The 22669-nt window shown below is 29.6% G+C and carries 24 protein-coding genes; all 24 read left to right on the forward strand.

Annotated elements, in window-relative coordinates:
* The first annotated feature begins 252 nt into the window (after positions 1–252).
* Positions 253–1050, forward strand: a complete 798-nt coding sequence (locus ABUA17_RS14575; protein ID WP_052330707.1) for an SPOR domain-containing protein — start codon at positions 253–255, stop codon at positions 1048–1050.
* Positions 1051–1323: 273 nt separating this feature from the next.
* On the forward strand, positions 1324–1890 hold the full coding sequence (locus ABUA17_RS14580) for a Maf-like protein (RefSeq protein WP_042399811.1): 567 nt from the start codon (positions 1324–1326) through the stop codon (positions 1888–1890).
* Positions 1891–1930: 40 nt separating this feature from the next.
* Positions 1931–2620 carry a RadC family protein gene (gene radC / locus ABUA17_RS14585; RefSeq protein ID WP_042399808.1) on the forward strand — a complete coding sequence of 230 codons (690 nt, stop codon included), beginning with the start codon at positions 1931–1933 and terminating at the stop codon, positions 2618–2620.
* 17 nt (positions 2621–2637) lie between these two features.
* On the forward strand, positions 2638–3657 hold the full coding sequence (locus tag ABUA17_RS14590) for a rod shape-determining protein (RefSeq protein ID WP_349818101.1): 1020 nt from the start codon (positions 2638–2640) through the stop codon (positions 3655–3657).
* Positions 3657–4499 carry a rod shape-determining protein MreC gene (gene mreC / locus ABUA17_RS14595; protein WP_042399802.1) on the forward strand — a complete coding sequence of 281 codons (843 nt, stop codon included), beginning with the start codon at positions 3657–3659 and terminating at the stop codon, positions 4497–4499. Before ABUA17_RS14590 ends, mreC begins: the two co-directional genes overlap by 1 nt.
* A 4-nt stretch (positions 4500–4503) precedes the next feature.
* The gene (mreD, locus tag ABUA17_RS14600) at positions 4504–4992 is read left to right on the forward strand and encodes a rod shape-determining protein MreD (protein ID WP_042399799.1); all 489 of its coding nucleotides are present in this window, start codon (positions 4504–4506) and stop codon (positions 4990–4992) included.
* Complete coding sequence (locus ABUA17_RS14605) at positions 4992–7958, forward strand: penicillin-binding transpeptidase domain-containing protein (protein ID WP_154820838.1); 2967 nt, start codon at positions 4992–4994, stop codon at positions 7956–7958. Before mreD ends, ABUA17_RS14605 begins: the two co-directional genes overlap by 1 nt.
* Positions 7959–8181: 223 nt before the next feature.
* Positions 8182–8832, forward strand: a complete 651-nt coding sequence (gene minC / locus ABUA17_RS14610) for a septum site-determining protein MinC (RefSeq protein ID WP_042399791.1) — start codon at positions 8182–8184, stop codon at positions 8830–8832.
* A 15-nt stretch (positions 8833–8847) separates the two neighbouring features.
* Positions 8848–9645 carry a septum site-determining protein MinD gene (gene minD / locus ABUA17_RS14615; RefSeq protein ID WP_042399788.1) on the forward strand — a complete coding sequence of 266 codons (798 nt, stop codon included), beginning with the start codon at positions 8848–8850 and terminating at the stop codon, positions 9643–9645.
* Positions 9646–9659: 14 nt separating this feature from the next.
* Positions 9660–9929, forward strand: coding sequence for a cell division topological specificity factor MinE (minE, locus tag ABUA17_RS14620; protein ID WP_042399785.1), 270 nt, complete (start codon positions 9660–9662; stop codon positions 9927–9929).
* 404 nt (positions 9930–10333) lie between these two features.
* Positions 10334–11470 carry a rod shape-determining protein RodA gene (gene rodA, locus ABUA17_RS14625; protein WP_042399782.1) on the forward strand — a complete coding sequence of 379 codons (1137 nt, stop codon included), beginning with the start codon at positions 10334–10336 and terminating at the stop codon, positions 11468–11470.
* A 95-nt stretch (positions 11471–11565) separates the two neighbouring features.
* Positions 11566–11958, forward strand: coding sequence for a hypothetical protein (locus ABUA17_RS14630; protein ID WP_042399779.1), 393 nt, complete (start codon positions 11566–11568; stop codon positions 11956–11958).
* A 211-nt stretch (positions 11959–12169) separates the two neighbouring features.
* On the forward strand, positions 12170–13033 hold the full coding sequence (locus ABUA17_RS14635) for a site-2 protease family protein (protein ID WP_042399776.1): 864 nt from the start codon (positions 12170–12172) through the stop codon (positions 13031–13033).
* Positions 13034–13198: 165 nt separating this feature from the next.
* Entirely contained in the window at positions 13199–15058 is a 1860-nt protein-coding gene (locus ABUA17_RS14640) for a TIGR03960 family B12-binding radical SAM protein (RefSeq protein ID WP_042399774.1), read from the forward strand.
* Complete coding sequence (locus tag ABUA17_RS14645; protein ID WP_042399856.1) at positions 15042–15743, forward strand: TIGR03936 family radical SAM-associated protein; 702 nt, start codon at positions 15042–15044, stop codon at positions 15741–15743. The genes ABUA17_RS14640 and ABUA17_RS14645 overlap by 17 nt, the downstream gene beginning before the upstream one ends.
* A gap of 12 nt (positions 15744–15755) precedes the next feature.
* Complete coding sequence (locus ABUA17_RS14650) at positions 15756–17201, forward strand: ribonuclease E/G (protein ID WP_042399771.1); 1446 nt, start codon at positions 15756–15758, stop codon at positions 17199–17201.
* Positions 17202–17334: 133 nt separating this feature from the next.
* A complete protein-coding gene (gene rplU / locus ABUA17_RS14655) occupies positions 17335–17646 on the forward strand; it encodes a 50S ribosomal protein L21 (protein WP_042399768.1) in 312 nt (103 codons plus the stop codon).
* Between the two features lie 9 nt (positions 17647–17655).
* Positions 17656–18030 carry a ribosomal-processing cysteine protease Prp gene (locus tag ABUA17_RS14660; RefSeq protein ID WP_042399765.1) on the forward strand — a complete coding sequence of 125 codons (375 nt, stop codon included), beginning with the start codon at positions 17656–17658 and terminating at the stop codon, positions 18028–18030.
* A gap of 5 nt (positions 18031–18035) precedes the next feature.
* Positions 18036–18335 (forward strand): 50S ribosomal protein L27, encoded by a 300-nt coding sequence (gene rpmA, locus ABUA17_RS14665; RefSeq protein ID WP_042399852.1) that lies wholly within the window; start codon positions 18036–18038, stop codon positions 18333–18335.
* A gap of 156 nt (positions 18336–18491) precedes the next feature.
* Positions 18492–19778: a GTPase ObgE gene (obgE, locus tag ABUA17_RS14670; RefSeq protein WP_055276678.1), complete on the forward strand. Its 1287-nt coding sequence runs from the start codon at positions 18492–18494 to the stop codon at positions 19776–19778.
* Between the two features lie 11 nt (positions 19779–19789).
* On the forward strand, positions 19790–20095 hold the full coding sequence (gene yhbY / locus ABUA17_RS14675) for a ribosome assembly RNA-binding protein YhbY (RefSeq protein ID WP_042399757.1): 306 nt from the start codon (positions 19790–19792) through the stop codon (positions 20093–20095).
* Positions 20096–20097: 2 nt separating this feature from the next.
* Positions 20098–20706 carry a nicotinate-nucleotide adenylyltransferase gene (gene nadD / locus ABUA17_RS14680; RefSeq protein ID WP_042399756.1) on the forward strand — a complete coding sequence of 203 codons (609 nt, stop codon included), beginning with the start codon at positions 20098–20100 and terminating at the stop codon, positions 20704–20706.
* A 1-nt stretch (position 20707) separates the two neighbouring features.
* Positions 20708–21277 carry a bis(5'-nucleosyl)-tetraphosphatase (symmetrical) YqeK gene (gene yqeK / locus ABUA17_RS14685; protein WP_042399754.1) on the forward strand — a complete coding sequence of 190 codons (570 nt, stop codon included), beginning with the start codon at positions 20708–20710 and terminating at the stop codon, positions 21275–21277.
* Between the two features lie 40 nt (positions 21278–21317).
* Positions 21318–22658 (forward strand): LCP family protein, encoded by a 1341-nt coding sequence (locus ABUA17_RS14690; RefSeq protein ID WP_195951631.1) that lies wholly within the window; start codon positions 21318–21320, stop codon positions 22656–22658.
* Positions 22659–22669 lie beyond the last annotated feature (11 nt).

The raw sequence follows: 22669 nt of genomic DNA on the forward strand, positions 1-22669 counted from the left end.
ACTTTAACATGAACGTACCCGTATGGGTTATTTTTTTTGCAATTAATTAGTGTTGCACTTGATATTGTAATTTATCTTATGAAAAAATATTTTTAGTACAGTATAAGTAAAAGATTGAATTTAAACAATTTAATTTACAAACTAGTATGGGAATTAAAAGTTTTTTGTTATGTATATATAAGATAAATAATGAATATATTGTAATGTAATAAGTAAAAGTTTAAGAAAGTTAGAGATGGGGTGGATGAGAAAGTGAGGTATACAAGGTATAACTATAAGAAAACTAAAAAAAATAGTGGACTTGCAAAAACTATATTATCATTTTTAGCTATGAGTGTATTTGTTGTAATTGTTGGGATAATGCTTGCTAATATAATTATTCATTTTTTACCATTAAATGATGCTAGTGAAACTCAAGCAAATTCTGAAGCGGTAAATCAAAGTGAAAATATTGATAATAGCGAAGCTGAAAATGCAGCTGATAACAGTGAAGATGTTCAAGCTAGTAGTGCAGTTGATAATAGTACAGAAGGTCAAGAAAATGTACAAGGAAGTATAAATACAAGTTTTATGGCAATTCAATGTGGGTATTTTGCTAATGAGGATAACGCAAAAGAGGCATATAACAAAATAGCGAATGGATATGGAGCCTTTATATATAATGAGTCAGATAAGTTTAAAGTGTTAGCTGGAGTATATACAACAGCAGAAGGACAATCAATAATGGATACTTTAACTAGTAGTGGTATAGATTGTGCTAAAGTATCATTTGATTTAAATTCAAATGATAAAGTACAAAGTCAAATTGCAGGAATTTATAATGGATACTTAAATATATTAGATACAGCATTTAAGGATGATGTAAAATCAGTAGATACATCTGATTTTAAGAGTTGGGTTAAAGGACTTGATGTAATAAGTGAAGGTGATAAGAATGATGTATTAACTGAATTAAAAAATCATGTTAATGATATGGCAGCTGAAATAAAGAAAGAAGATGTAGCAAACGAAATGCAATATTTATACAAAATTTTATTGAGTTTTAGTTAATTAAAAAAATAATGACATTAAATATCAATAATTGTAAAAAAATTAAGAAAATCTTAAGGGAATATATATAATATTCTACAAAAAATTCATATATAAAAAGAGGAAAGTGCTTGTTTGAACATCTATTAAGTGATAAACTATATTAGAAAAAAGATAGGTGGCAAGTGTTTTACCTCTTTTTTTATTATGTTTAAATTAAATTTTAAAGTCAAGTGTAAGACTAGCGTTTAATTGGGAATAATAAATAATAAATAACTGTAGGATGTGATATGTTTGAAGTTTATATTAGCATCTGCTTCAGATCGTAGGAAAGAATTATTATCAAGGATAATAAGTGATTTTGAAGTAAAGATTAGTGACTTTGATGAGGGGACAGTAGAGGTTAGTAAAGACATTGAAAAATATGTTAAAACACTCGCAGAAGGAAAAGCTAAATCAGTAGCATTAAATTGTACTAATGATTCTATAATAATAGGGGCAGATACAATTGTTGTTATAGATGATAATATACTTGGAAAACCGAAGGATAAAGATGATGCATTTAGGATGCTTAAATTATTAAGTAATAATGTTCATAGGGTTTATTCAGGTGTTACAGTTATTAACAATGAAAAGCAAGTAATGAAAAGTGAATGTCTTTACACAGAAGTTTATTTTTCAGAGCTTTCAGATGAGGAAATATGGAGATACATAGACACAGGAGAATGTTTAGATAAAGCAGGAGCTTATGGAATTCAAGGATATGGTGGCGTATTTGTTGAAAAAATAAATGGTTGTTACTATAACGTAGTTGGATTGCCATTAAACTTGTTAAACAAGATGATAAAGAATGTTTTATAATTAGGGGGAATGGGTATATTATTACTTATAAGGAGTATTTATGACGAATAATATTAGAGTAAATGATATACCATTAAATGAGAGACCTATGGAGAAGTTACTTCAATTTGGAGTTGATACTTTATCTAATGAGGAGCTTTTAGCTATATTATTAAGAACAGGTACAAAAGGTGAAAATGTCATAGCTTTAAGCAGTAGATTACTTGCTGAGCTTGATGGATTAGACGGACTTTTAAATGTAAGTTATGAGGAAGCAAGTAAAATTAAAGGTATTAAAAAAGTGAAAGCTTGCCAAATAATTGCCATGATGGAGTTAGTTAATAGGATTAGAACTTTTAAATCTCAAAAAGAGATGATTAAAATTTCATCACCAAAGGATATTGCATCATTATTAATTAATGAAATGGTTAATTTAAAGCAAGAAGTATTTAAGTTAATTTTATTAAATACAAAAAATATTGTGATAGGAACTAAAGACATATTTAAGGGAACATTGAACTCATCTATAGTTCATCCAAGAGAAGTTTTTAAAGAAGCAATTCAAAGGGGAAGTGCAAATGTAATAGTTTGTCACAATCATCCATCAGGAGATCCCAGTCCTAGTAAGGAAGATATTGATATCACCATTAGATTAAAGGAATGCGGAAATATTATAGGAATTGGATTGTTAGATCATATCATAATTGGTAATAATAAATATGTTAGTTTAAAAGAAAAAGGAATTATATAATCGAAAGGGGAATTCATATGGGATTTTTCAGTAGTAATAAAGACATGGGAATAGATTTAGGAACAGCTAATACACTTGTTTTCGTAAAGGGGAAAGGAATAGTATTAAGCGAACCTTCAGTTGTAGCGATAAATAGTAATACAAGAAAACCATTAGCGGTTGGGCAAGAAGCAAAGCTTATGATAGGTAGAACACCAGGTAACATTGTAGCAATAAGACCACTTAAAGATGGTGTAATTGCAGATTTTGAGGTTGCACAAACTATGCTTAAAAAGTTAATTGAAAAAGTAACAAGCAAAAGTGCGTTTACAAGCCCAAGAATTATAGTATGTTATCCATCTGGTGTTACTGAAGTTGAAAGAAGAGCTATAGAAGAAGCAGCTAAATTTGCAGGAGCAAGAGATGTAGTTTTAATGGAAGAACCAATGGCAGCAGCAATTGGGGCAGGACTTCCAGTTGGAGAGCCAACAGGTAGCATGATTGTTGATATTGGTGGTGGAACTACAGAAGTTGCTATTATTTCTTTAGGAGGAATAGTAACGAGCAAATCATTAAGAGTTGCTGGAGATGAATTAGATCAGGCAATAATAGCTTATGTTAAAAAAGAATTTAGCTTAATGATAGGGGAAAGAACTGCTGAACAAATTAAGATGGAATTAGGTTCAGCTTATAAGATTGATGAAGAAAATGCCTCAATGGATATTAAAGGAAGAGATATGATAACAGGACTTCCAAAGATAGTAACAATAACTGAGGATCAAATAAGAGAAGCATTAAAAGAACCAGTTTATGCAATTATTGAGTCTATTAAAACTACTTTAGAAAAGACTCCGCCTGAATTATCTGCGGATATAATGGAAAAGGGAATAATGCTAGCTGGTGGAGGAGCTTTATTAAAAGGATTAGATAAATTAATAAACCACGAAACAAATATGCCTGTTCACATTGCTGAAACACCATTAGATTGCGTTGTTTTAGGTGCAGGTAAAGCACTAGATAATTTTGATGAATTAAGTAAAACTCAAAGATGTCAATAATGAAACCTTTTAAAAACAAACTGGCAGTAACTATAGTGGTACTGTCAGTTGCCTTTTTGGGAATAATTGTATTAAGTATAAAGGGTAATTCAAATATTATATCTAGTGGTGTTGGTGGTGTTATTAGTCCATTACAAAAGATTGTTTATACAGTAAATGAAAAAGTAAAAGGTTCTTTTGACTTTTTTATTAATTTTTCTAATGTAAAAAAAGAAAATGAAGAACTTACAGCAAAAAATGCTGAACTTGAAAATAAATTAATAGAATACGAAAGAATGAAAGATGAAAATACAAGATTAAGAGAAATGTTCGATTATTCACAAAATAATGCCAATTATGATTATTTAGGATGTAATATTATTGGCTATAGTGGAGGAAATATATCTAATGGATATATAATCGATAAAGGAACAAAAGATGGCGTTGAAAAGGACATGGTGGTAATAACACCTGCTGGTTTAGTTGGAAAAGTAACAAAGGCATCTTCAAGTTTTGCTATTGTTCAAACTATTTTAAATGAAAATATTGCAGTAGCAGCTATGGTTGAAAGTACTGATGAAACAACTGGGATTCTACAAGGTATAACAGATAGTAAAAATAAAAATTTAACAGAACTATCTAATATTCCAATTGAGTCTGCAATTAAAGAAGGAGATAAAATATTAACTTCTGGATTAGGGGAAATGTATCCTAAGGAAATTAGAATTGGAGAAGTTATTTCAGTAGAAGTAGATAATGTGGGGATTATGAAAAGAGCTGTAGTTAAACCATATGTGGACTTCAATAAGCTTGAAGAATTGTTTGTTGTTGTTCCAAAAGAAAAGGTTGATATTGGAGAATAGAACTATGAAGAGGATATATTTAATAATTATATTAGTGTTATTATTGATTATAGATAATACTTTATTACCTAGTTATTCAATTGCAGGTGCCTTTCCAAGTCTTTTATTTGTATTTGCTATGGCATATTCAGTTATTAGAGGTAAAAATGAAGCACTTTTTATTGGAATAGTAAGTGGATTTCTTCAGGATTTATTTTTCTTTTCAGGATTTGGAGTTAATTTATTTTTAAACACTTTATTATGCCTTTTATGTGCTAAAATTGGAGAAAGTATATTTAAAGAAAATAGAATTGTTCCAATTTTAATAGCGTTATTTATTTCTACTTTAAAGGTTTTAGGGGTAGTTATAATATTTAAATTATTTGCTATAAGTATTGATATGAAAGTTGCTTTATTATCGGCAGTATTAAATACTATTTGTATGATGCTTTTCTATAGATTTATTTTAAATATGCTAGATAAATATTTAGATAGAAATACATGGAGGTTTTAATGATAGTAAATAAACCTAAAAAAAAGAAAAAGAATTCTAGATACTCTGTTTTATATATAATTATGTTTATAATTATGGGCACTATAGTAGCAAAGTTATTATATTTACAAGTTTATAAGCATGATGATTATAAAGAAAAGGCTGATGTAAGTTCAACTAAATTTCTTTCTGAGGAAGCACCAAGAGGAAATATTTATGATTCTGATGGAAACGTAATAGCGACTAACAAACAAACATATGCATTAACATATATGGAAACAGTTGAATCAACCAAGGCTTTTTACAAAACTATGGACAAGATATTTGAAATTTTGGAAGAAAATGGAGAAGAATTCCAGGATGATTTAGCACTTAAGGTTGATGAAAATGGCAAAATATATTTTCAGTTTAAGGCAGATAGTGAGTCGGCTAAAAGAACATTAGAAATAAGATTTAAACGTGATAGAGGGTTAAATGAAGATATAGAAAAGAAACTTTTTGAGGATCAAGAGGGAGATTATACAGATGATCAAATAAATGAAGTTAACGATAGGCTTATGGAAATCTCGGCAGAAGACACATTCTATTATCTTGTAAAATCATATGATTTATATAAATTGTTATTACCAGATGGATATACAACAGATCAAGCTAGTGAACTAGCAAAGAAGTATAAAAATGCTACTGGTAAGGAAGTTTTAGATGATTTATTAAAAGAATATTCAATTCAAGATATTAGAAGATACATTGTTATAAAAGATGCTATAAAGATGGGAAGTTTTAGTGGGTACTCTAATATTACTATAGCAAATAATATTAATAGAGATACTGCATTTATAGTATATCAACAATTAAATGATTTGCCAGGTATTAATGTTACATTAAAACCAGTTAGATATTATCCATATGGAACGTTAGCATCAGCTGTAGTTGGATATGTTTCTACTATTAGTAGTTCTCAAAGTGAAAGTTATGAACTAAGGGGATATGATGTATCAACTGACTTAATTGGTGTATCTGGAATAGAATCAGCTTTTGAAGATCAATTAAAAGGTACAAAAGGCGGAACTACTGTAAAAGTAAATTCTCAAGGAAGAACAACAGAAGAACTATTTAAATTAGAGTCTTATCAAGGAAATAATGTTCATTTAACAATAGATAAGGATGTTCAATATGCAGCTCAAGCAGCATTAGAAGATCAGATACTTACATTACAGTCAGAAGGTTTAGCAAGTGCAAATAGAGGGGCTGTAGTTGCGATAGAAGTTAATACTGGAAGGGTAATTGCAATGGCAAGTTATCCATATTTTGACCCTAATGATTTTGCAATTCCAAGTGAATTAACTACAGAGAAATATAATGAATACTTTAATCCGGATTATGAGAGCTTCGGAACACAACATATTCAAAGTACTGGAGCGACTGGAACGCTAGATGAGCTTTTCCCAGTTAATGATGATGGAGTAAGAACTGATAAGTATGATTTATATCCAAGATCAATGCTTAATTATGCAACACAAGGATTTGTACCACCTGGATCAACATTTAAGCCATTAACAGCTGTAGCAGGATTAATGGATGGAGCAATAAGTGAAACAGATACTGTTAATGACGTTGGTATTTGGAGTAGTGAGTATACAGGTAGTCAAACACTTGAAAACTTCCAAAAGACAGGTCATGGAATTACAGATGTTAGAAAAGCGCTAGAAGTTTCTTCGAATTATTTCTTTTATGAAACTGCAATTAGATTATATATAAAAAATGGTGCAGATGTTAATGCACTTGATTCTATTGCTCGTTATGCATGGAGATTTGGACTAGGGGCAGAACAAGGGAAAAGTGCCTCAACTGGAATTCAAATTTATGAAAACTTTGGGCAAACATATAATTTTGTTTCATGGAGAAAGAGTTTATCAGAAAATGCAAAATATACTATAGTACCAGCGCTTGAAGCAGGTAATTATGAAAACTCTTATTTCTTTGTACCTTTTGATATAAAGGATATTAGTACTGATTCAGATGAATTAAAAACATTAAAAACTAATTTGAAAAATAATATTAAAGAAACTTTATTAAAGGTTGGAACTAATGAGCAAGTTAGTGGGCAAACAGAATATGCCAATAGCATAATTGATACAGTTAAAGAAATAATGAATGTATCAGATAGATATAAAGAAAATTTAGCTAATGCAGGTTTAGAGTATTCTGAAAAAGTTGTTAATGAACAGGCTAAAATAGTATCAAATGCAATTTCTTATTTTATTGTTAACCAAAGTTCTGAAATAAGATCTCCAATAAATATAGTTCAAGATGGTATTGGGCAAAGTATGAATGCATTTACACCATTACAAATGGCAAATTATGTTGCGACTTTAGCTAATGGTGGAACAAGATATAAGGTATCGATAGTTGATAAAATAACATCACCTGATGGAGAAGTTATTCAAGAATACACTCCTGAGGTATTAGATCAAATAGATATTCCGGCAGATGTTCTACAAGCTATAAAAGAAGGGATGAGAAGAGTTAATACATCACCTTCAAATGCAACTAACTATGCATTATTTGCTAATTTCCCTATAGAAGTTGCAGGTAAAACTGGTACAGCTGACTTTGGTACACAAGAACAATATGATTACCAAGGAAGAAAGGCATATGCAAACTATATTAGTTTTGCACCAATGGATAATCCTAAAATTGCAATATTCTCTACTATTTATGATGGTAATAGAGGAGCTAATAGTGCATTTGTTCATAAAGCTATATATGAAGCTTATTTTAAGGATGAATTATTACAAATTAATCCGAATTACGCATCTACATCAGCAACGTTCCAAAAATATGTTGTTGGAGCTCCAGCAGATAACAAACAAGGAGCTGAAGCTGATAAAGAAGCTACAAATGAGGGTACAGAGGATTTAGGTACTACTGAAGGAAGTAGTCAAGAATTAAATATACCTGTTGAGAGTGGAACTGGTGCGGACTAAAAGGGAACCTTTAAAGAGGTTCTCTTTTTTATGTAAAATTTATTATTTTAATTTATTTTCTTTACTTAAAAGATTACATATTTTAAAATAAATAATATGTATTGGAAAAATAAGTGATATTTTGCAGAAAAATTACAAAGGTTTGAAGCATTTTATGTTTTTAATTGTTGTTATATGATATAATTAATATTAAATTGAGTTATTAATTGGTGGAGGATTGCCAATGAAGGATGATAGAATACAAATAAAAGGGAACAAAGATGGTGTAAATATTACTATTGATACAGAAAAGTTTATAGGCTTTGATGATATGCTCGAAGTATTAGTATCTAGCTTGTCAATTAATAAAGGTTTTTATAAAAATTCAATATTAAAAATCACAGCTAATTTTAAACATATTAGTAACTCTGATATAAGCAAATTAAAAGATGAATTATTTCAAAAAATAAATATAAAGGATTGCGTTTTTGATGATATTAGTAAAGTAAAGAAGGAAACTAATAATATTAAAGTTTTTAATGGGGTTCATGAAGGAAAAACTAAATTTATCAAGAAAACAATAAGGAGTGGACAATCGGTTGATTATCCTGGCAATATTATTATAATAGGAGATATAAATAATGGTGCAGAGGTCTCAGCAGGAGGCAATATTATAGTTCTTGGAAGTATAAAGGGGCATGTTAAAGCTGGAACTGGTGGAAATAAAAAATCTATAATAGCTGCATTTTCAATGCAACCTGAGTTAATGCAAATATCAGATATACTTACTGTACCGCCAGATGATGGTATTAAGCCATCTTATCCAGAAGTTGCAAAAATAAAAGATGGTTACATAGTAGTAGAGCCATACTTACCAAATAAATATATTTACTAAAGTGGAGGGATTGACATGGGAATTTCGATAGTTGTTACATCAGGTAAAGGTGGTGTTGGAAAGACTACAACAACTGCAAACTTAGGAACAGCATTAGCTGCGTTAGGAAAAAGGGTAGTAGTTGTAGATGGAGATACAGGGCTTAGAAACCTTGATGTATTAATGGGATTAGAAAATAGAATAGTATATACAATTATTGATGTAATTGAAAACAGATGTAGATTAAAGCAAGCGTTAATTAAAGATAAAAGGTATCCTAATCTTTGTCTTTTACCAACAGCTCAGACAAAAGATAAAGATGATATTAGAGCGCAAGATATGTTTGATTTAGTTAATAAATTAAAGGAAGAGTTTGATTATGTATTAATAGACTCCCCAGCTGGAATCGAACAAGGTTTTGAAAACTCAGTTGTAGGTGCTGATAAAGCTATTGTAGTTGTAAATCCAGAAATTACATCAGTAAGAGATGCTGATAGAGTAATTGGTAAATTAGATGCAAAAGGATTAGAAGATCATGCAGTAATAGTTAATAGATTAAATTACGAAATGACAAAAAGGGGAGATATGCTTGATGTTTCAGATATTATAGAAACCTTATCAGTTAAGCTTTTAGGAGTAGTTCCAGATGATAGAAGCATAACTGTTTCTACTAATAAAGGTGAACCTATAGTTTTAGATGATAAAGCTCAATCTGGCCAAGCGTTTAGAAATATTGCTAAGAGAATCACAGGGGAAGAAGTTCCACTACTTAAGTTAGGTTCTGAATCTACCGGAATATTTTCAGCAATAAAAAGAATGTTTAAGAAAAATTAGGGGGATTGGTCATTATGGATTTTTTAAGGGTATTTTCTAATAAGACTACACCAAAAGAAGTTGCTAAAGATAGATTGAGATTAATACTAATTCATGATAGAGGCGATATAGCTCCGGAAACTTTAGAGAAGATTAGATATGAAATATTAGAGGTTATTTCTAAGTATATAGAAATAGATGCTAATGATGTTGAGATTTCGTTAAATAGAAGTGAGGACGTTGAAGGTGAAGGCGGACCTGCACTAATTGCCAATATTCCTATAAAGAATGTAAGAGGAAGATAAAAAATAGGTGTATTAAAATTATAATGTTAACACAAAATGTATAAAGATTTAATCAGATGACAAGCTTATTAAGTGACAAGTGACAGATTAAGGTTTGGAACACCTTGGGGTGTTTTTGCAAATTCAGATTAAGCTGAATTTATTCATTAATTTGCAACTTGTTAGTTGAAATTTGTTACTATGCTTATTGTTGTGTTAACATTATTTTTTGATGCATTTTTTTATTTTAAAATATTAAGAATTCATAGATTAAATTAGAATACATATACTATTTTTATATTTAACATTAAAGTAAATTAATTCTTAAAACTTTATGAATTTTATATGGAACAGTATAATTCTTTATGGAGAAAAAAGAGGAAATAAGATATAATAAGTGGGTATAAATTCTAGGAGGTAAAGTTATGATACCTTTATCAAAGTTTAAAATGAGTTTGAAAGAACTGAAAAGGGTAGATAAGTGGATGCTAATATCGATAATATTAATAACGATGTTTGGCATAGTTAATATATATTTAGCAAAGAAAACATCTGCTGGGGGAATGCTATTTCCTGTGAAGCAAAGCATTTTCTTTGTGGCATCATTAGTTTTATTATATTTTGTTGTAGCAATAGACTATTCAATTATTAAGGCATTTACACCAATATTTTATTGGGCATCAATAGCATTATTAGTATTAGTATTATTAATAGGATCAACAATTAATGGGGCTCAAGGATGGATAAGGTTAGGGCCATTATCTTTCCAGCCGGCAGAGCTTGCAAAAATTGGGACAATAATGATGATGGGTAAAAAGTTAGATGATATGGAAGGAGAAATAAATAATTTTAAAAATTTCTGTATATTAGCTTTTTATGCAATAATACCTGCAGGACTTATTGTTATTCAACCTGATATGGGTATGACGATGGTATTATTCTTTATGGTTTTAGGAGTGTTCTTTATTGGCGGTCTAGATAATAGAATAATATTAGGTGGTCTAGGGGCACTAATATTAGGAATAGTTCTAGTATGGAATTCAGGATTAATTCAAGATTATCAAAAGAGAAGAATTACATCATTTCAGAACCCAGAAGCAGATTCATCAGATTCAGGATATCATTTGAGACAATCTCTTATAGCAGTTGGATCAGGTGGATTTTTTGGAAGCTTGAATTCGTTAGCTAATGATGGAACTGGAGGGTATTCATCACAATATGTTCCAGAAATTCAAACAGACTTTATATTTACTCAAGTTTGTGAGCAATGGGGAACTTTTGGCGCAATTTGTTTATTAACTCTATATGGAATATTGATTTCAAGGATGATTAATATAGCACGGGATTCTAAAGATATTTTTGGTAGAATTATAGCAACGGGGATGGTAGCATACTTCTTATTTGCAATATGGCAAAATATAGGTATGACTATAGGGTTAATGCCTATAACGGGAATAACTCTTCCATTAGTTAGTTATGGAGGAAGTTCGCTATTAACTACAATATTATCATTAGGACTAGTTATAAATGTAGGAATGAGAAAAACAAAACTTAATTTTTAGATATCAGGATATGCAATATGTTGTAACACAATATATTGCATATTTTTTTTAGTTGTAAAATATAATTTAATAATCAATTTTTTAGGGAGGTAGAAATGGGAAATTATAATTCGCAATATAAAAATTACTATCAAGGTTTACAAAATAAAAATGTAAAGAAAAATAATTCACCAGTATACACAAGGAATTCATTTGAAGAACTATATGGATATAACAATAATAAAAGAAAAAAGAAAGAGTTCTTTTCAAGTATGTCTAATGTTTTTATTTATCAATTAGTTGTAGTTATTTTTATGTTGATGGCAAGCTTTTATTTGAAATATGCACCAGGTCAAACAGGGGCATATGAAAATGTAAAAGCAGTAATTAATGATACAACTTATAGCCAAGTTGAACAAGAAGTAGAAAGCTTTGATTTGTCGAAAATAGTTAATAAAATAAGTAATTACATAAAAACAAGTTTAGGTGGGGATAAGGTTGATTTTTAATGTTTATCAAATGGTTAGTTGGTATAATACTCCCACTTGTTTAGGTTGGATATAATAATTGACGGGACAATAGACTAGGGGTGCTTGGGGTATAATGAATTCTAAAATTAAGGAAAGTTTAAAACTTTGTCTTAAGATAAGAATTCAGTTTATGCAATTGTATTAAGGAGGTTGATGTTTTACTAATGGTTTGACTAAGAAGGAGAGGTAAATGGATAGATGGAAAAGAAGTGTTTTAGCAGAATTCATAGTATTTTTTATACTTTTAAGCTTTAACAATTCAATTATTTTAGCATTTATAAGTATACTTGCTCATGAAGGAATGCATATATTAGTGGCAAAAAGAAAAGGCTGTAAGTTTAATGATATTCAGATTCATATATATGGAACAAGTGCTCAGTTTGCTAATATAGATGAATTAAATAAAAAAGAAAAACTACAAATTTATTTATCAGGTCCTTTTGCTAACTTTATAATTATATGTATATTTTGGTGTATTGGTTTTGCAAGTAATAATATATTGATAGATAAAATGATTAATATTAATATAAGTTTATTATTTTTTAATTTACTTCCTGCTTATCCACTAGATGGGGCAAGAGTATTAGAAATATTATTGTCTCAAAAGATATTGTATAGACGAGCTAATGATATAATTTCTAAAATAAGTTATACGATAGGAGTTATATTATTAGTTATTTTTATAATTGTATTTGCATATAGTGGCGTAATAAATGTAAGTATACTTATTGCTTCAATTGCTATATGTTTAATTACAAGAAGTGAAGAAAAATCTGCCATGTATATATTGATGGGAAATATATTTGTGAAAAGAAATAAATTGTTGAGAAATAAATATATTGAAAACAAAAGTATATCAGTTTACTACAAGCAAGGACTTGCAAATGTTATGTCAATGGTAGATAAAAATAGATTTAATATATTTTATGTATTAGATGATGATTTAAAGGTAGTATTTATTATGAATGAAGACGAATTAATAGAGGCGTTAAAGTTGTATGGTAATATTACTTTAGAGGAATACTTTGGTTTAAGAAATAAGGATGGGTATTAGTTTACTTTTTAATAATGATTATGCTAGAATAGCAGTTAGATAGTTAGAAGTTAAGATTTAAGAGTTAAAAGTTAGTAGTAGTGAGAAATTCGGCTTAAGCTGAATTTTTTCATTAACTACTAACTTAAAACTATTAACTATTAACTTAATTAAAGGAGGGTACCTATGAATAAGATAACTGATGATATTTTATGTAAAGTAGAAAAACCATCAAGATATGTTGGTGGAGAATTAAATCAAGTTATAAAAAATCCTGAAAATGTTAATATAAGATTTGCTTTTTGTTTCCCAGATGTATATGAAGTTGGTATGTCGCATTTAGGAACAAGAATTTTATATCATACTATAAATGAAAGAAAAGATACATATTGCGAAAGAGTTTTTGCACCATGGCCAGATATGGAAACATTAATGAGAGAAAATGACATAAAGTTATTTACCCTAGAAACTAAAACACCATTAGATAAGTTTGATATGTTAGGCTTTACTCTTCAATATGAAATGAGTTATACAAACATATTAAATATGCTTGATATGTCAGGAATAACTATTAGAGCTAGCGAAAGAGGAGAAGAAGAGCCAATAATTATGGCTGGAGGTCCTTGTGCTTATAATCCAGAACCTTTATATGATGTTGTAGATTTCTTCGAAATTGGTGAAGGTGAAGAAATGATGAACGATGTCTTAGAGGTATATGCAAAACATAAAGCTAATGGAAAAGTTAATAAGAAGGAGTTCTTAAGAGAAATATCAAAAATTGGTGGTATTTATGTACCTTCATTATATGATGTAACTTACAATGAAGATGGTACTATAAAAGAATTTACTCCTAAATATGAAGATGTTCCTGCAAAAGTTAAGAAAAGAATAGTTAATAACTTTGATGCTGTATCATTCCCAGATGAAATGATTGTTCCATATACTGATATAGTTCACGACAGGGTTGTTTTAGAAACAGCTAGAGGATGTACAAATGGATGTAGATTCTGCCAAGCTGGTATGATTTACAGACCAGTTAGAGAAAAGACTACAAATACTTTATTAGAACAAGCAAGAAAGGCTCTTAAGGCTACTGGATATGATGAAGTATCATTAGCTTCATTAAGTATTTGTGATTATTCAAATATTCAAAACTTAATATCTAGTTTAGTTATGGAGCACGAAGCTAAAAAAGTTGGTATAGCATTACCATCTATTAGAGTTGATGCTTTCTCTGTTGATTTAATTAAAGAAATTCAAAAAGTTAGAAAAACAGGTTTAACTTTTGCTCCAGAAGCAGGGTCTCAAAGAATGAGAGACATAATAAATAAGGGGTTAACTGAAGAGAGAATTTTAGAAGCAGCAAAAAGTGCTTTTGAATCAGGTTGGAGTACTATTAAGTTATACTTCATATTAGGACTTCCTTATGAAACTACTGAAGATGCGGCAGGAATTGGTGAGTTAGCAGAAAAGATGGCTGATGTTTATTTTGGCATTCCAAAGGATGTTAGAAATAAGGGATTAAAGATTACGGTAAGTACATCTATATTAGTTCCAAAGCCATTTACTCCATTCCAATGGGCTCCAATGGCTAGACCAGAAATAGTAGATGAAAGAATTAAAGCTGTTAGAGGTGCTATTAAATCAAGAAGTATAGTTTATAACTATCATGAACAAGAAACTTCATTTATGGAAGCTGTATTTGCAAGAGGAGATAGAAGAACTTGTGATGTTTTAATTAAAGCATTTGAAAAAGGTGCTAAATTTGATGGATGGTCAGAATACTTCAATATGGAAATATGGAAAGAAGCTATGGAAGAATGTAATTTAGATGCTGATTTCTATGTATATAGAGAAAGAGGATATGATGAAGTGCTTCCTTGGGATTTCATAGATATTGGAGTTAATAGAAAATATCTTGAAAGAGAAAATGAAAAGGCTAAGAGAGCAGAGCTTACAAGAAATTGTTTAGAAGGATGTACTGGATGCGGAATAAATGTAAACTTTAAAGAAGGGAAGTGTTTTGAAGGTGCGATACGTAATTAAATTTACTAAAGGTGCTGATATTAAGTTTATTGGACACTTAGATTTAATGAGAACTATTCAAAGAATAATAAAAAGATCAGGATTACCTGTTGAGTATTCAAAAGGATTTAATCCACATATGGCATTATCTATAGCGCAACCACTTTCAGTTGGAGTTTATTCAGATGGTGAGTATTTAGATTTAGTTTTAACAGAATCTCTAGGAGTAGGAGAAGTAATAGAAAAGTTAAATGAAAGTGCTCCTCCTACAATTAAGTTTTTACATGCAACACCAGTTGAAATAATAGAAAATGTTAAGAGATTGCCTCAAGCAATGGCACTTTTAGATGGAGCTAGATATACAATTAAGGTAAAACTTAATGGAACTTCTAAAGTAGAAGAAGAAATGGGTAAAACTCTTAATGAATCTAAATGGGAAATTGTAAAGAAAACTAAAAAAGGTGAAAAGCTTACTGATATAAAACCGCTAGTTAAAGAGTTTAAGTACTGGGTAAAAGATAATGAGTTAATTTTAAATACTTTAATAGCAACAGGAAGTAGAGAAAATCTTTCGGCTGATCTTTTAGTTACTTATTTAAAAGGAAAGGTATCAGAAATTAACCCTGATTCTTTCGTCAATATTAAAAGAGAAGAGATGTATATTTTAAAAAATAATAAATATGTTCCTTTATATAAGGGAATTTAAGGTAGTTTTAATATGAGAGAAATTTTTGTTGAGAAGAGAGAAGAATTAATTAGAATAGCAGTAAAAGAAAATGGTGAATTGGTAGAATGCCTCGTTGAAGAGGAAACTAATGAACCGCAAATTGGAGAGATTTATAAGGCTAGAGTCAAGAATATAATTCCAGGAATTAACTCAATATTTTTAGATATTGGATTAGATAAAGAAGCCTACATGTATTATAGTGAAGAACTTAAAAGGGTTGGAATTAAGAAGGGTCAAGAAATTTTAGTAGAAGTTTTAAAGGAACCTTTAGGTAATAAAGGTGCTAAAGTTAGCAATAAAGTTAATATACTTGGTAGATATATTGTTTTAACTATGGGAGTAGAAGGAATTACTATATCTAAAAGGATTTCTGACTTAGAAGAAAGACAAAGACTAATAAATCTTACTAAACCTATTAAAGGTGTAGAAATAGTTTTTAGAACAGAATCAAAAGCTGCAACTAATGAGGAATTGCTAAGTGAATTAAATTCATTATTAGAAAAAAAAGAAGAGATGGAAAAGAAGCTTAGATACTCAACAACTATTGGAAAAATAAAATCAAATAGCATGATAATTAGGTTTTTTGAAGAATTAGATGATAGAAAAACTAGTATAACAGCTGATGATGATGATGAATTTTTTGAAAATATTAAGGGATTAACTAAAGGAAATAATAATTTTGAATTTAAATTTTATGAAGGTAAAAGAACATTATTTGATTATAGTGGAATAGAAAAGGAAATACTTAAACTAAGACATAAAAAAGTGAATTTACAATGTGGTGGATATATTGTTATTGATAAAACGGAAGCAATGTATGTTATAGATGTAAATAGTGGGAAAAATATCAAGGGAAGAGATTTTAATAAGACTATAATGCAAACTAATTTAGAAGCAGCTAAGGAAGTTGGAAGACAAATTAGATTGAGAAATTTAAGTGGTATCATAGTAGTTGATTTTATTGATATGAGAGATGAAAATCAAAAAGTGCCCGTTATAAAAGCATTAAAAAAATCTCTAGAAGCTGATAAAGGTAATGTTAAAGTATTTCCGTTTACTGAACTTGATTTAATTCAAATTAGTAGAAAAAGAAAAGGAAAATCTATTTATGAATATCTAGAAGAGCCTTGTAGAAAATGTAAAAGTAATGGATTCCTTTTAAAATTATCATATATTGAAAATCTTATTAGAAATGAAATAATAAAATGCTCTAATGAAAATTCAATAAAGGATTTTTACATAGAGATTGATAAGAATTATGAAGATGACATCAAAGAGGATATAGTTAAATTTTTAAAAAATATTGATGGATTAGATAAAGAGGTTTATTTGAATTTTGTGTATGATATAGAGGGGTACAGGGTTGAGCCACTTATATTTGTATCACAAAAAGAAAATTACCAAAAGTACAAAATTAAAACAATTGAAAAAGTATAATAAATTTCTTTACAAAATGTAACTTTATATGATAAAATGTCATTTGTAAACCGCACATAACGGGTTTTTTAAAAACAAAGTTAAATCTTTGTACCTACATTGGCGAGACCGTTTAAGAGGAGGTGTTTTTAGAATGTACGCAGTATTATTAACTGGAGGAAAACAATACAGAGTTCAAGAAGGAGACGTAATATACGTTGAAAAATTAAACGCTGAAGTTGACTCTACAATCGAATTAACAGAAGTTTTAGCTGTTTCTAACGGAGAAACTTTAACTGTTGGTGCACCAGTAGTTGAAGGAGCTAAAGTTGTTGCTAAGGTAGCAGCTCAAGGTAAGGCTAAGAAGATCACTGTTTTCAAGTATAAGCCTAAGAAGGACTACAGAAAGAAGACTGGTCACAGACAACCTTACACTAAATTAGTAATCGAAAAAATCGAAGCTTAATTTTAAGATATGATTAAGATTATTATATTTAAACAAAAAGATATATCGCTTGGATTTAAGATTGAAGGTCATGCTTTATCTAGAGAAGAAATAGAAAGCACTACAGGTGATGCATATGACATGATTTGTAATAGTGTTTCGGTTTTATCTCAAAGTGCTGTAATAGGCATGCAGGAAGTTTTAAAGCTACCAGTAAAGTATGAAATAAATGATGGATTTTTATCACTGAATTTACATAATCTTAATGATGAAGATATTGAACGAGGACAGATATTACTTTTAACCTTTGAAAAAAGTTTAGAAAGTTTAATTATGTCCCTTGACGCTAGTTTTGGTAAAAATAGACGGAATAAATATATAAAAATAAAATTCGAGGAGGTGTAATGAGTATGTTAATGATGAACCTTCAATTATTTGCCCACAAAAAAGGGGTAGGTAGTTCAAAGAATGGTAGAGACTCTGAATCTAAAAGATTAGGTGCTAAGGCTGCTGACGGAGAATTCGTTTTAGCTGGAAACATCCTTTACAGACAAAGAGGAACTAAGATTCACCCAGGTCTAAACGTAGGTAAGGGTGGAGATGACACTTTATTTGCTAAAGAAGACGGAATCGTAAGATTTGAAAGAATGGGAAGAGACAAGAAGAAAGTTTCTGTTTACCCAGTAAGCGTTGAAGAAATAGCTGAATAATTATATTTATATAGGTAAAAGCACCCGTAAGGGTGCTTTTATTCTTGTAATAGATATATAATTTATATATACTATTATAAAATATATATGTTATGGAATAATAAAAATAGATTATTATGTTTAACATTAAAAAAAGTTACAAGGAGGAAAGTAACTATGTTTATAGATAGAGCCAAGATATTAGTTAGATCAGGTGCTGGTGGAAATGGAGCAGTTACATTTAGAAGAGAAAAGTATGTTCCACTTGGAGGACCAGATGGTGGAGATGGAGGAAAAGGTGGAAGCGTTATATTCACTGTTGATACAGGATTAACAACACTTTTAGATTTCAAATATAAGAAAAAGTTTATAGCTGAATCTGGAGGAAATGGATCAGGTTCAAAATGTTATGGTAAGGACGGAGAAGACTTATACATAAGAGTTCCAATGGGAACTATTGTTAGAGATTTCGAAAGTAATAAGGTTATTGCTGACCTTTCACATAAAGATGACACATATGTTATTGCTAGAGGTGGAAAAGGTGGTAAAGGAAACTGCAAGTTCTGTACACCAACAAGACAGGCACCACATTTCGCAGAACCAGGTATGCCAGCAGAAGAAAGAGTATTAACTCTTGAATTAAAATTACTTGCTGACGTTGGATTAGTTGGATTCCCTAATGTAGGTAAGTCAACATTACTTTCAACTGTTACAGCTGCTAAGCCAAAGATAGCAAACTATCACTTTACAACTTTAAAGCCAAATTTAGGTGTTGTTAAAGCTGAAGGAATAAATTCATTTGTTATGGCTGATATTCCAGGAATAATTGAAGGTGCTGCTGAAGGTGTTGGATTAGGACTTGATTTCTTAAGACATATTGAAAGAACTAGATTATTAATTCATGTAGTTGATATTTCAGGTGTTGAGGGAAGAGATGCTTTTGAAGATTTCGTTACTATTAATGAAGAACTTAAGAAGTATTCTGTAAAGCTTTGGGATAGACCACAAATAGTTGTAGCTAATAAAGCAGATATGCTTTATGATGAATCAGTTTTTGAGGACTTCAAGAAGAAAGTAAATGAATTAGGATTCGATAAAGTATTTAAAATGTCTGCAGCTACAAAATCTGGTGTTGAAGAAGTTATCAAAGAAGCTGGTAAGATGTTAACAGAAATTCCAGTAATGGATTTAGAAATTCCAGATGAAGAAAGATATGTTGAGCAAGAAAAGAGATTCACATATGAAATTAACGTTGAAGAAGGTGAAGAGTACAACACTTACGTTGTTACTGGATCATTCGTTGATAGATTACTTGCATCTGTAAATATTCATGATGCAGATTCATTAAGATACTTCCATAAGGTACTTAATAATAAGGGAGTATTACAACAAATTAGAGAGATGGGCGTACAAGATGGAGACATGGTTAGATTAAATGACTTCGAATTCGAGTACATTTTATAGGAGGAAATTTTATGATAACAGGAAAGCAAAGAGCTTACTTAAGAGGACTTGCAAACACTATGAGTCCAATATTCCAAATTGGAAAGAATGGTGTTGAAGAAACATTCTTAAGACAATTAAAAGAAGCATTAGAAGCTAGAGAGCTTATTAAAATAAAAGTTTTAGAAAACAGTGGTTTAGCAGCTAGAGAAGTCTCAGATGAAATATGCAAAGCTATTGGATGTGAAGGTGTTCAAGCGATAGGAAGTAAGATTGTATTATATAAGAAATCTGAAAAGAAACCTAAAATAGAATTACCACAAGGAAAAAATAACTAATTATGAAACGATATGGTATGATGGGGGGAACATTTAATCCCATACATTTAGCACATTTATATATAGCATATGAAGCCAAAGAAGTTTTAGAGTTAGATAAAGTCATATTTATGGTAGCTGGTAATCCACCACATAAAAAAGAAAGTCCGGTAATAGACTCTAAGTATAGAAATGATATGGTTAAAAAAGCTATAGAAGGTTATGAAGGCTTTGAAATTAGTGATTATGAAATAAAGAAGAATGGGTATAGTTATACTTATGAAACTTTACAGTATTTGAAAAGTTTAGATGATGTTAGCGAAGTATTTTTTATTGCAGGTGCAGATTCATTAATGGATATAGAAAAGTGGAGAAATACTGATTTAGTATTAAAAAATTGCACTTTTGTTGCTTTTAATAGAGGAGAATATAATAAAGATATTTTAGAATTGCAAAAATCTAAATTAGAGGAAAAATACAATGCTAAAATAATATTACTTGATGTAGCCAATATAGATATTTCTTCATCAATGATTAGAGAAAGAATAGCTGAAGGAAGAAGGGTAGACTTTTTCTTACCAGAAGGAGTAATGAAGTATATAAGTGAAAATAATTTATATAGGAGAGAGTAAAATGTGGGGAGTAGATGAAATAAAAGATTATTTAAAAGATAATTTAAAACCATCTAGATATGGTCATACCTTAGGGGTAGTAAAAACTGCTGTTGAGCTTGCGAATATTTATAATGAAGATGTTCGAAAGGCTGAAATAGCTGCACTTTGCCATGACGCAGCAAAAAATATGAGTAGTGAGGAAATGCTAAAAATAATTAAAGATGAAAATATTTTATTATCAGTAGATGAAAAAAATACTAAAGAATTATGGCATTCAATAATTGCACCTATTTTGGGAAGAAAAATTTTTGAAATAGATGATGAAGAAATATTAAGTGCAATGAGATGGCATACTACTGGAAAAGAGAATATGAGTAAACTTGAAAAGATAATATATTTAGCTGACTTAATTGAACCTTCAAGAAAATTTGAAGGAGTAGAAGAGATTAGAGATATTTCTCGCAAGAACTTAGATGAAGCCATGTTAAAAGCATTAACTCATACAACTATGTATTTATTAAACCAGGGCTGTGCAGTAGATATAAATTCTGTTAAAGCAAGAAATTATTTATTGTATAATAATAAGTAAATACAATTATAGATTTAGTTTATAAGGTGAGGGATGGGTAATGGCAGGAAATAAAAAAAGTGAGAAACATAATGCCAGGAAGGGATCGAGGCAATTAAGTCCAAGAGAAGAGCTTGAAATTAAACAAAGACTTAAGAGAAAAGAGAAAAAGTCAACTATTATAAAGAGAGCAATTACATCTTTTATTTTAACAATAGTTGTGCTTGTTGCATTAGTTGGAGTATATTTATTTTCATTTATTTCATCGCTTAATAACAATGATATTATATCTGCAGTTAAGCCAAGTTCAAATGAAACAGTGAATATATTATTACTGGGGATGGATATAGGAGATGCAGAAAATACTTCAAATTCATCAGCAAGAAGAACTGATACTATGATGATGATTAACTATAACCCGCGTACAGATAATATAAACGTTGTTTCAATACCTAGGGACACATTAATAGAGGTAGAGAATGCAACAGATGGTAAAGGAAATAAAATTCCTTATTGGAAGATAAATGCTGCCTATGTTTTAGGTGGGGAAGAAGAAGTTATAGAACAAGTTCAAAATCTTTTAGATGTAAAAATTAATTATTTAGTTGAAATAGATTATGCGGCTTTTAGAAATTTAATTGATGCTATTGGCGGAGTTGAAATGTATATAGATAGAGATATGTATTATGATGATGATGCACAGGATTTACATATACATTTTAATGCTGGTGAAACAGTATTATTAGATGGGCAAAAGGCAGAAGAATATTTTAGATGGAGAAAAAATAATGATGGAACTGGACTTGCAGAAGGTGATTTAGGGAGAATTAAAAATCAACAGGCATTTATAGCTAAAGTAATTGAAAAATGCACTAGTCCAGAAATTATAACACAGATTCCAAGTATTCTTAAGGCTGTTAAAGAAAATATAGTAACTAATATGTCTGGTAGTGATATGATTTACTATGGATTGAAGATGGTAAAAAATGAAGGGATTTCTATGAATACTTTACAAGGTGATAATGAAAGAATTTATGGACAAGATTTCCTAGTTATGAATCCATCATATAATCAAAGTTTATTAGAATCATTAAAGATAACAAGTGAAGCTAATAAGAGTGCAAACAGAAGTGGTTATTCTATAATGGTTTTAAATGCTACTAGGGTAAATGGATTAGCAGGCAATTTAAGTATAGAATTAGAGAATCTAGGATACACAAATGTTAGCGTAGGAAATTACGATAAATCGAAGGAATCTAAGATATTATCTAATGATAAAGAGCTTAAAAAGCTATTAAGTGAGGATACAGGAATTAATGATCTTTCTAAAAATAAAGAAGAAGAATACGAAAACTATGATGCTATAATTATTATTGGAGAAGATTATTTAACATTTAATTAATTAACTTAAAG

This window comes from Clostridium sp. RTP31139st1_H3_RTP31139_211217 (genome assembly GCF_040227035.1).
GTDB lineage: Bacteria > Bacillota > Clostridia > Clostridiales > Clostridiaceae > Clostridium > Clostridium saudiense.

Excerpts from the sequence above, each read along its gene's own strand:
- radC (WP_042399808.1), top strand. The coding sequence starts at position 1,931 with ATGACGAATAATATTAGAGTAAATGATATACCATTAAATGAGAGACCT.
- ABUA17_RS14590 (WP_349818101.1), top strand. The coding sequence starts at position 2,638 with ATGGGATTTTTCAGTAGTAATAAAGACATGGGAATAGATTTAGGAACA.
- mreC (WP_042399802.1), top strand. The coding sequence starts at position 3,657 with ATGAAACCTTTTAAAAACAAACTGGCAGTAACTATAGTGGTACTGTCA.
- mreD (WP_042399799.1), top strand. The coding sequence starts at position 4,504 with ATGAAGAGGATATATTTAATAATTATATTAGTGTTATTATTGATTATA.
- ABUA17_RS14605 (WP_154820838.1), top strand. The coding sequence starts at position 4,992 with ATGATAGTAAATAAACCTAAAAAAAAGAAAAAGAATTCTAGATACTCT.
- minC (WP_042399791.1), top strand. The coding sequence starts at position 8,182 with ATGAAGGATGATAGAATACAAATAAAAGGGAACAAAGATGGTGTAAAT.
- minD (WP_042399788.1), top strand. The coding sequence starts at position 8,848 with ATGGGAATTTCGATAGTTGTTACATCAGGTAAAGGTGGTGTTGGAAAG.
- minE (WP_042399785.1), top strand. The coding sequence starts at position 9,660 with ATGGATTTTTTAAGGGTATTTTCTAATAAGACTACACCAAAAGAAGTT.
- rodA (WP_042399782.1), top strand. The coding sequence starts at position 10,334 with ATGATACCTTTATCAAAGTTTAAAATGAGTTTGAAAGAACTGAAAAGG.
- ABUA17_RS14630 (WP_042399779.1), top strand. The coding sequence starts at position 11,566 with ATGGGAAATTATAATTCGCAATATAAAAATTACTATCAAGGTTTACAA.
- ABUA17_RS14635 (WP_042399776.1), top strand. The coding sequence starts at position 12,170 with ATGGATAGATGGAAAAGAAGTGTTTTAGCAGAATTCATAGTATTTTTT.
- ABUA17_RS14640 (WP_042399774.1), top strand. The coding sequence starts at position 13,199 with ATGAATAAGATAACTGATGATATTTTATGTAAAGTAGAAAAACCATCA.
- ABUA17_RS14650 (WP_042399771.1), top strand. The coding sequence starts at position 15,756 with ATGAGAGAAATTTTTGTTGAGAAGAGAGAAGAATTAATTAGAATAGCA.
- rplU (WP_042399768.1), top strand. The coding sequence starts at position 17,335 with ATGTACGCAGTATTATTAACTGGAGGAAAACAATACAGAGTTCAAGAA.
- ABUA17_RS14660 (WP_042399765.1), top strand. The coding sequence starts at position 17,656 with ATGATTAAGATTATTATATTTAAACAAAAAGATATATCGCTTGGATTT.
- rpmA (WP_042399852.1), top strand. The coding sequence starts at position 18,036 with ATGTTAATGATGAACCTTCAATTATTTGCCCACAAAAAAGGGGTAGGT.
- obgE (WP_055276678.1), top strand. The coding sequence starts at position 18,492 with ATGTTTATAGATAGAGCCAAGATATTAGTTAGATCAGGTGCTGGTGGA.
- yhbY (WP_042399757.1), top strand. The coding sequence starts at position 19,790 with ATGATAACAGGAAAGCAAAGAGCTTACTTAAGAGGACTTGCAAACACT.
- nadD (WP_042399756.1), top strand. The coding sequence starts at position 20,098 with ATGAAACGATATGGTATGATGGGGGGAACATTTAATCCCATACATTTA.
- yqeK (WP_042399754.1), top strand. The coding sequence starts at position 20,708 with ATGTGGGGAGTAGATGAAATAAAAGATTATTTAAAAGATAATTTAAAA.
- ABUA17_RS14690 (WP_195951631.1), top strand. The coding sequence starts at position 21,318 with ATGGCAGGAAATAAAAAAAGTGAGAAACATAATGCCAGGAAGGGATCG.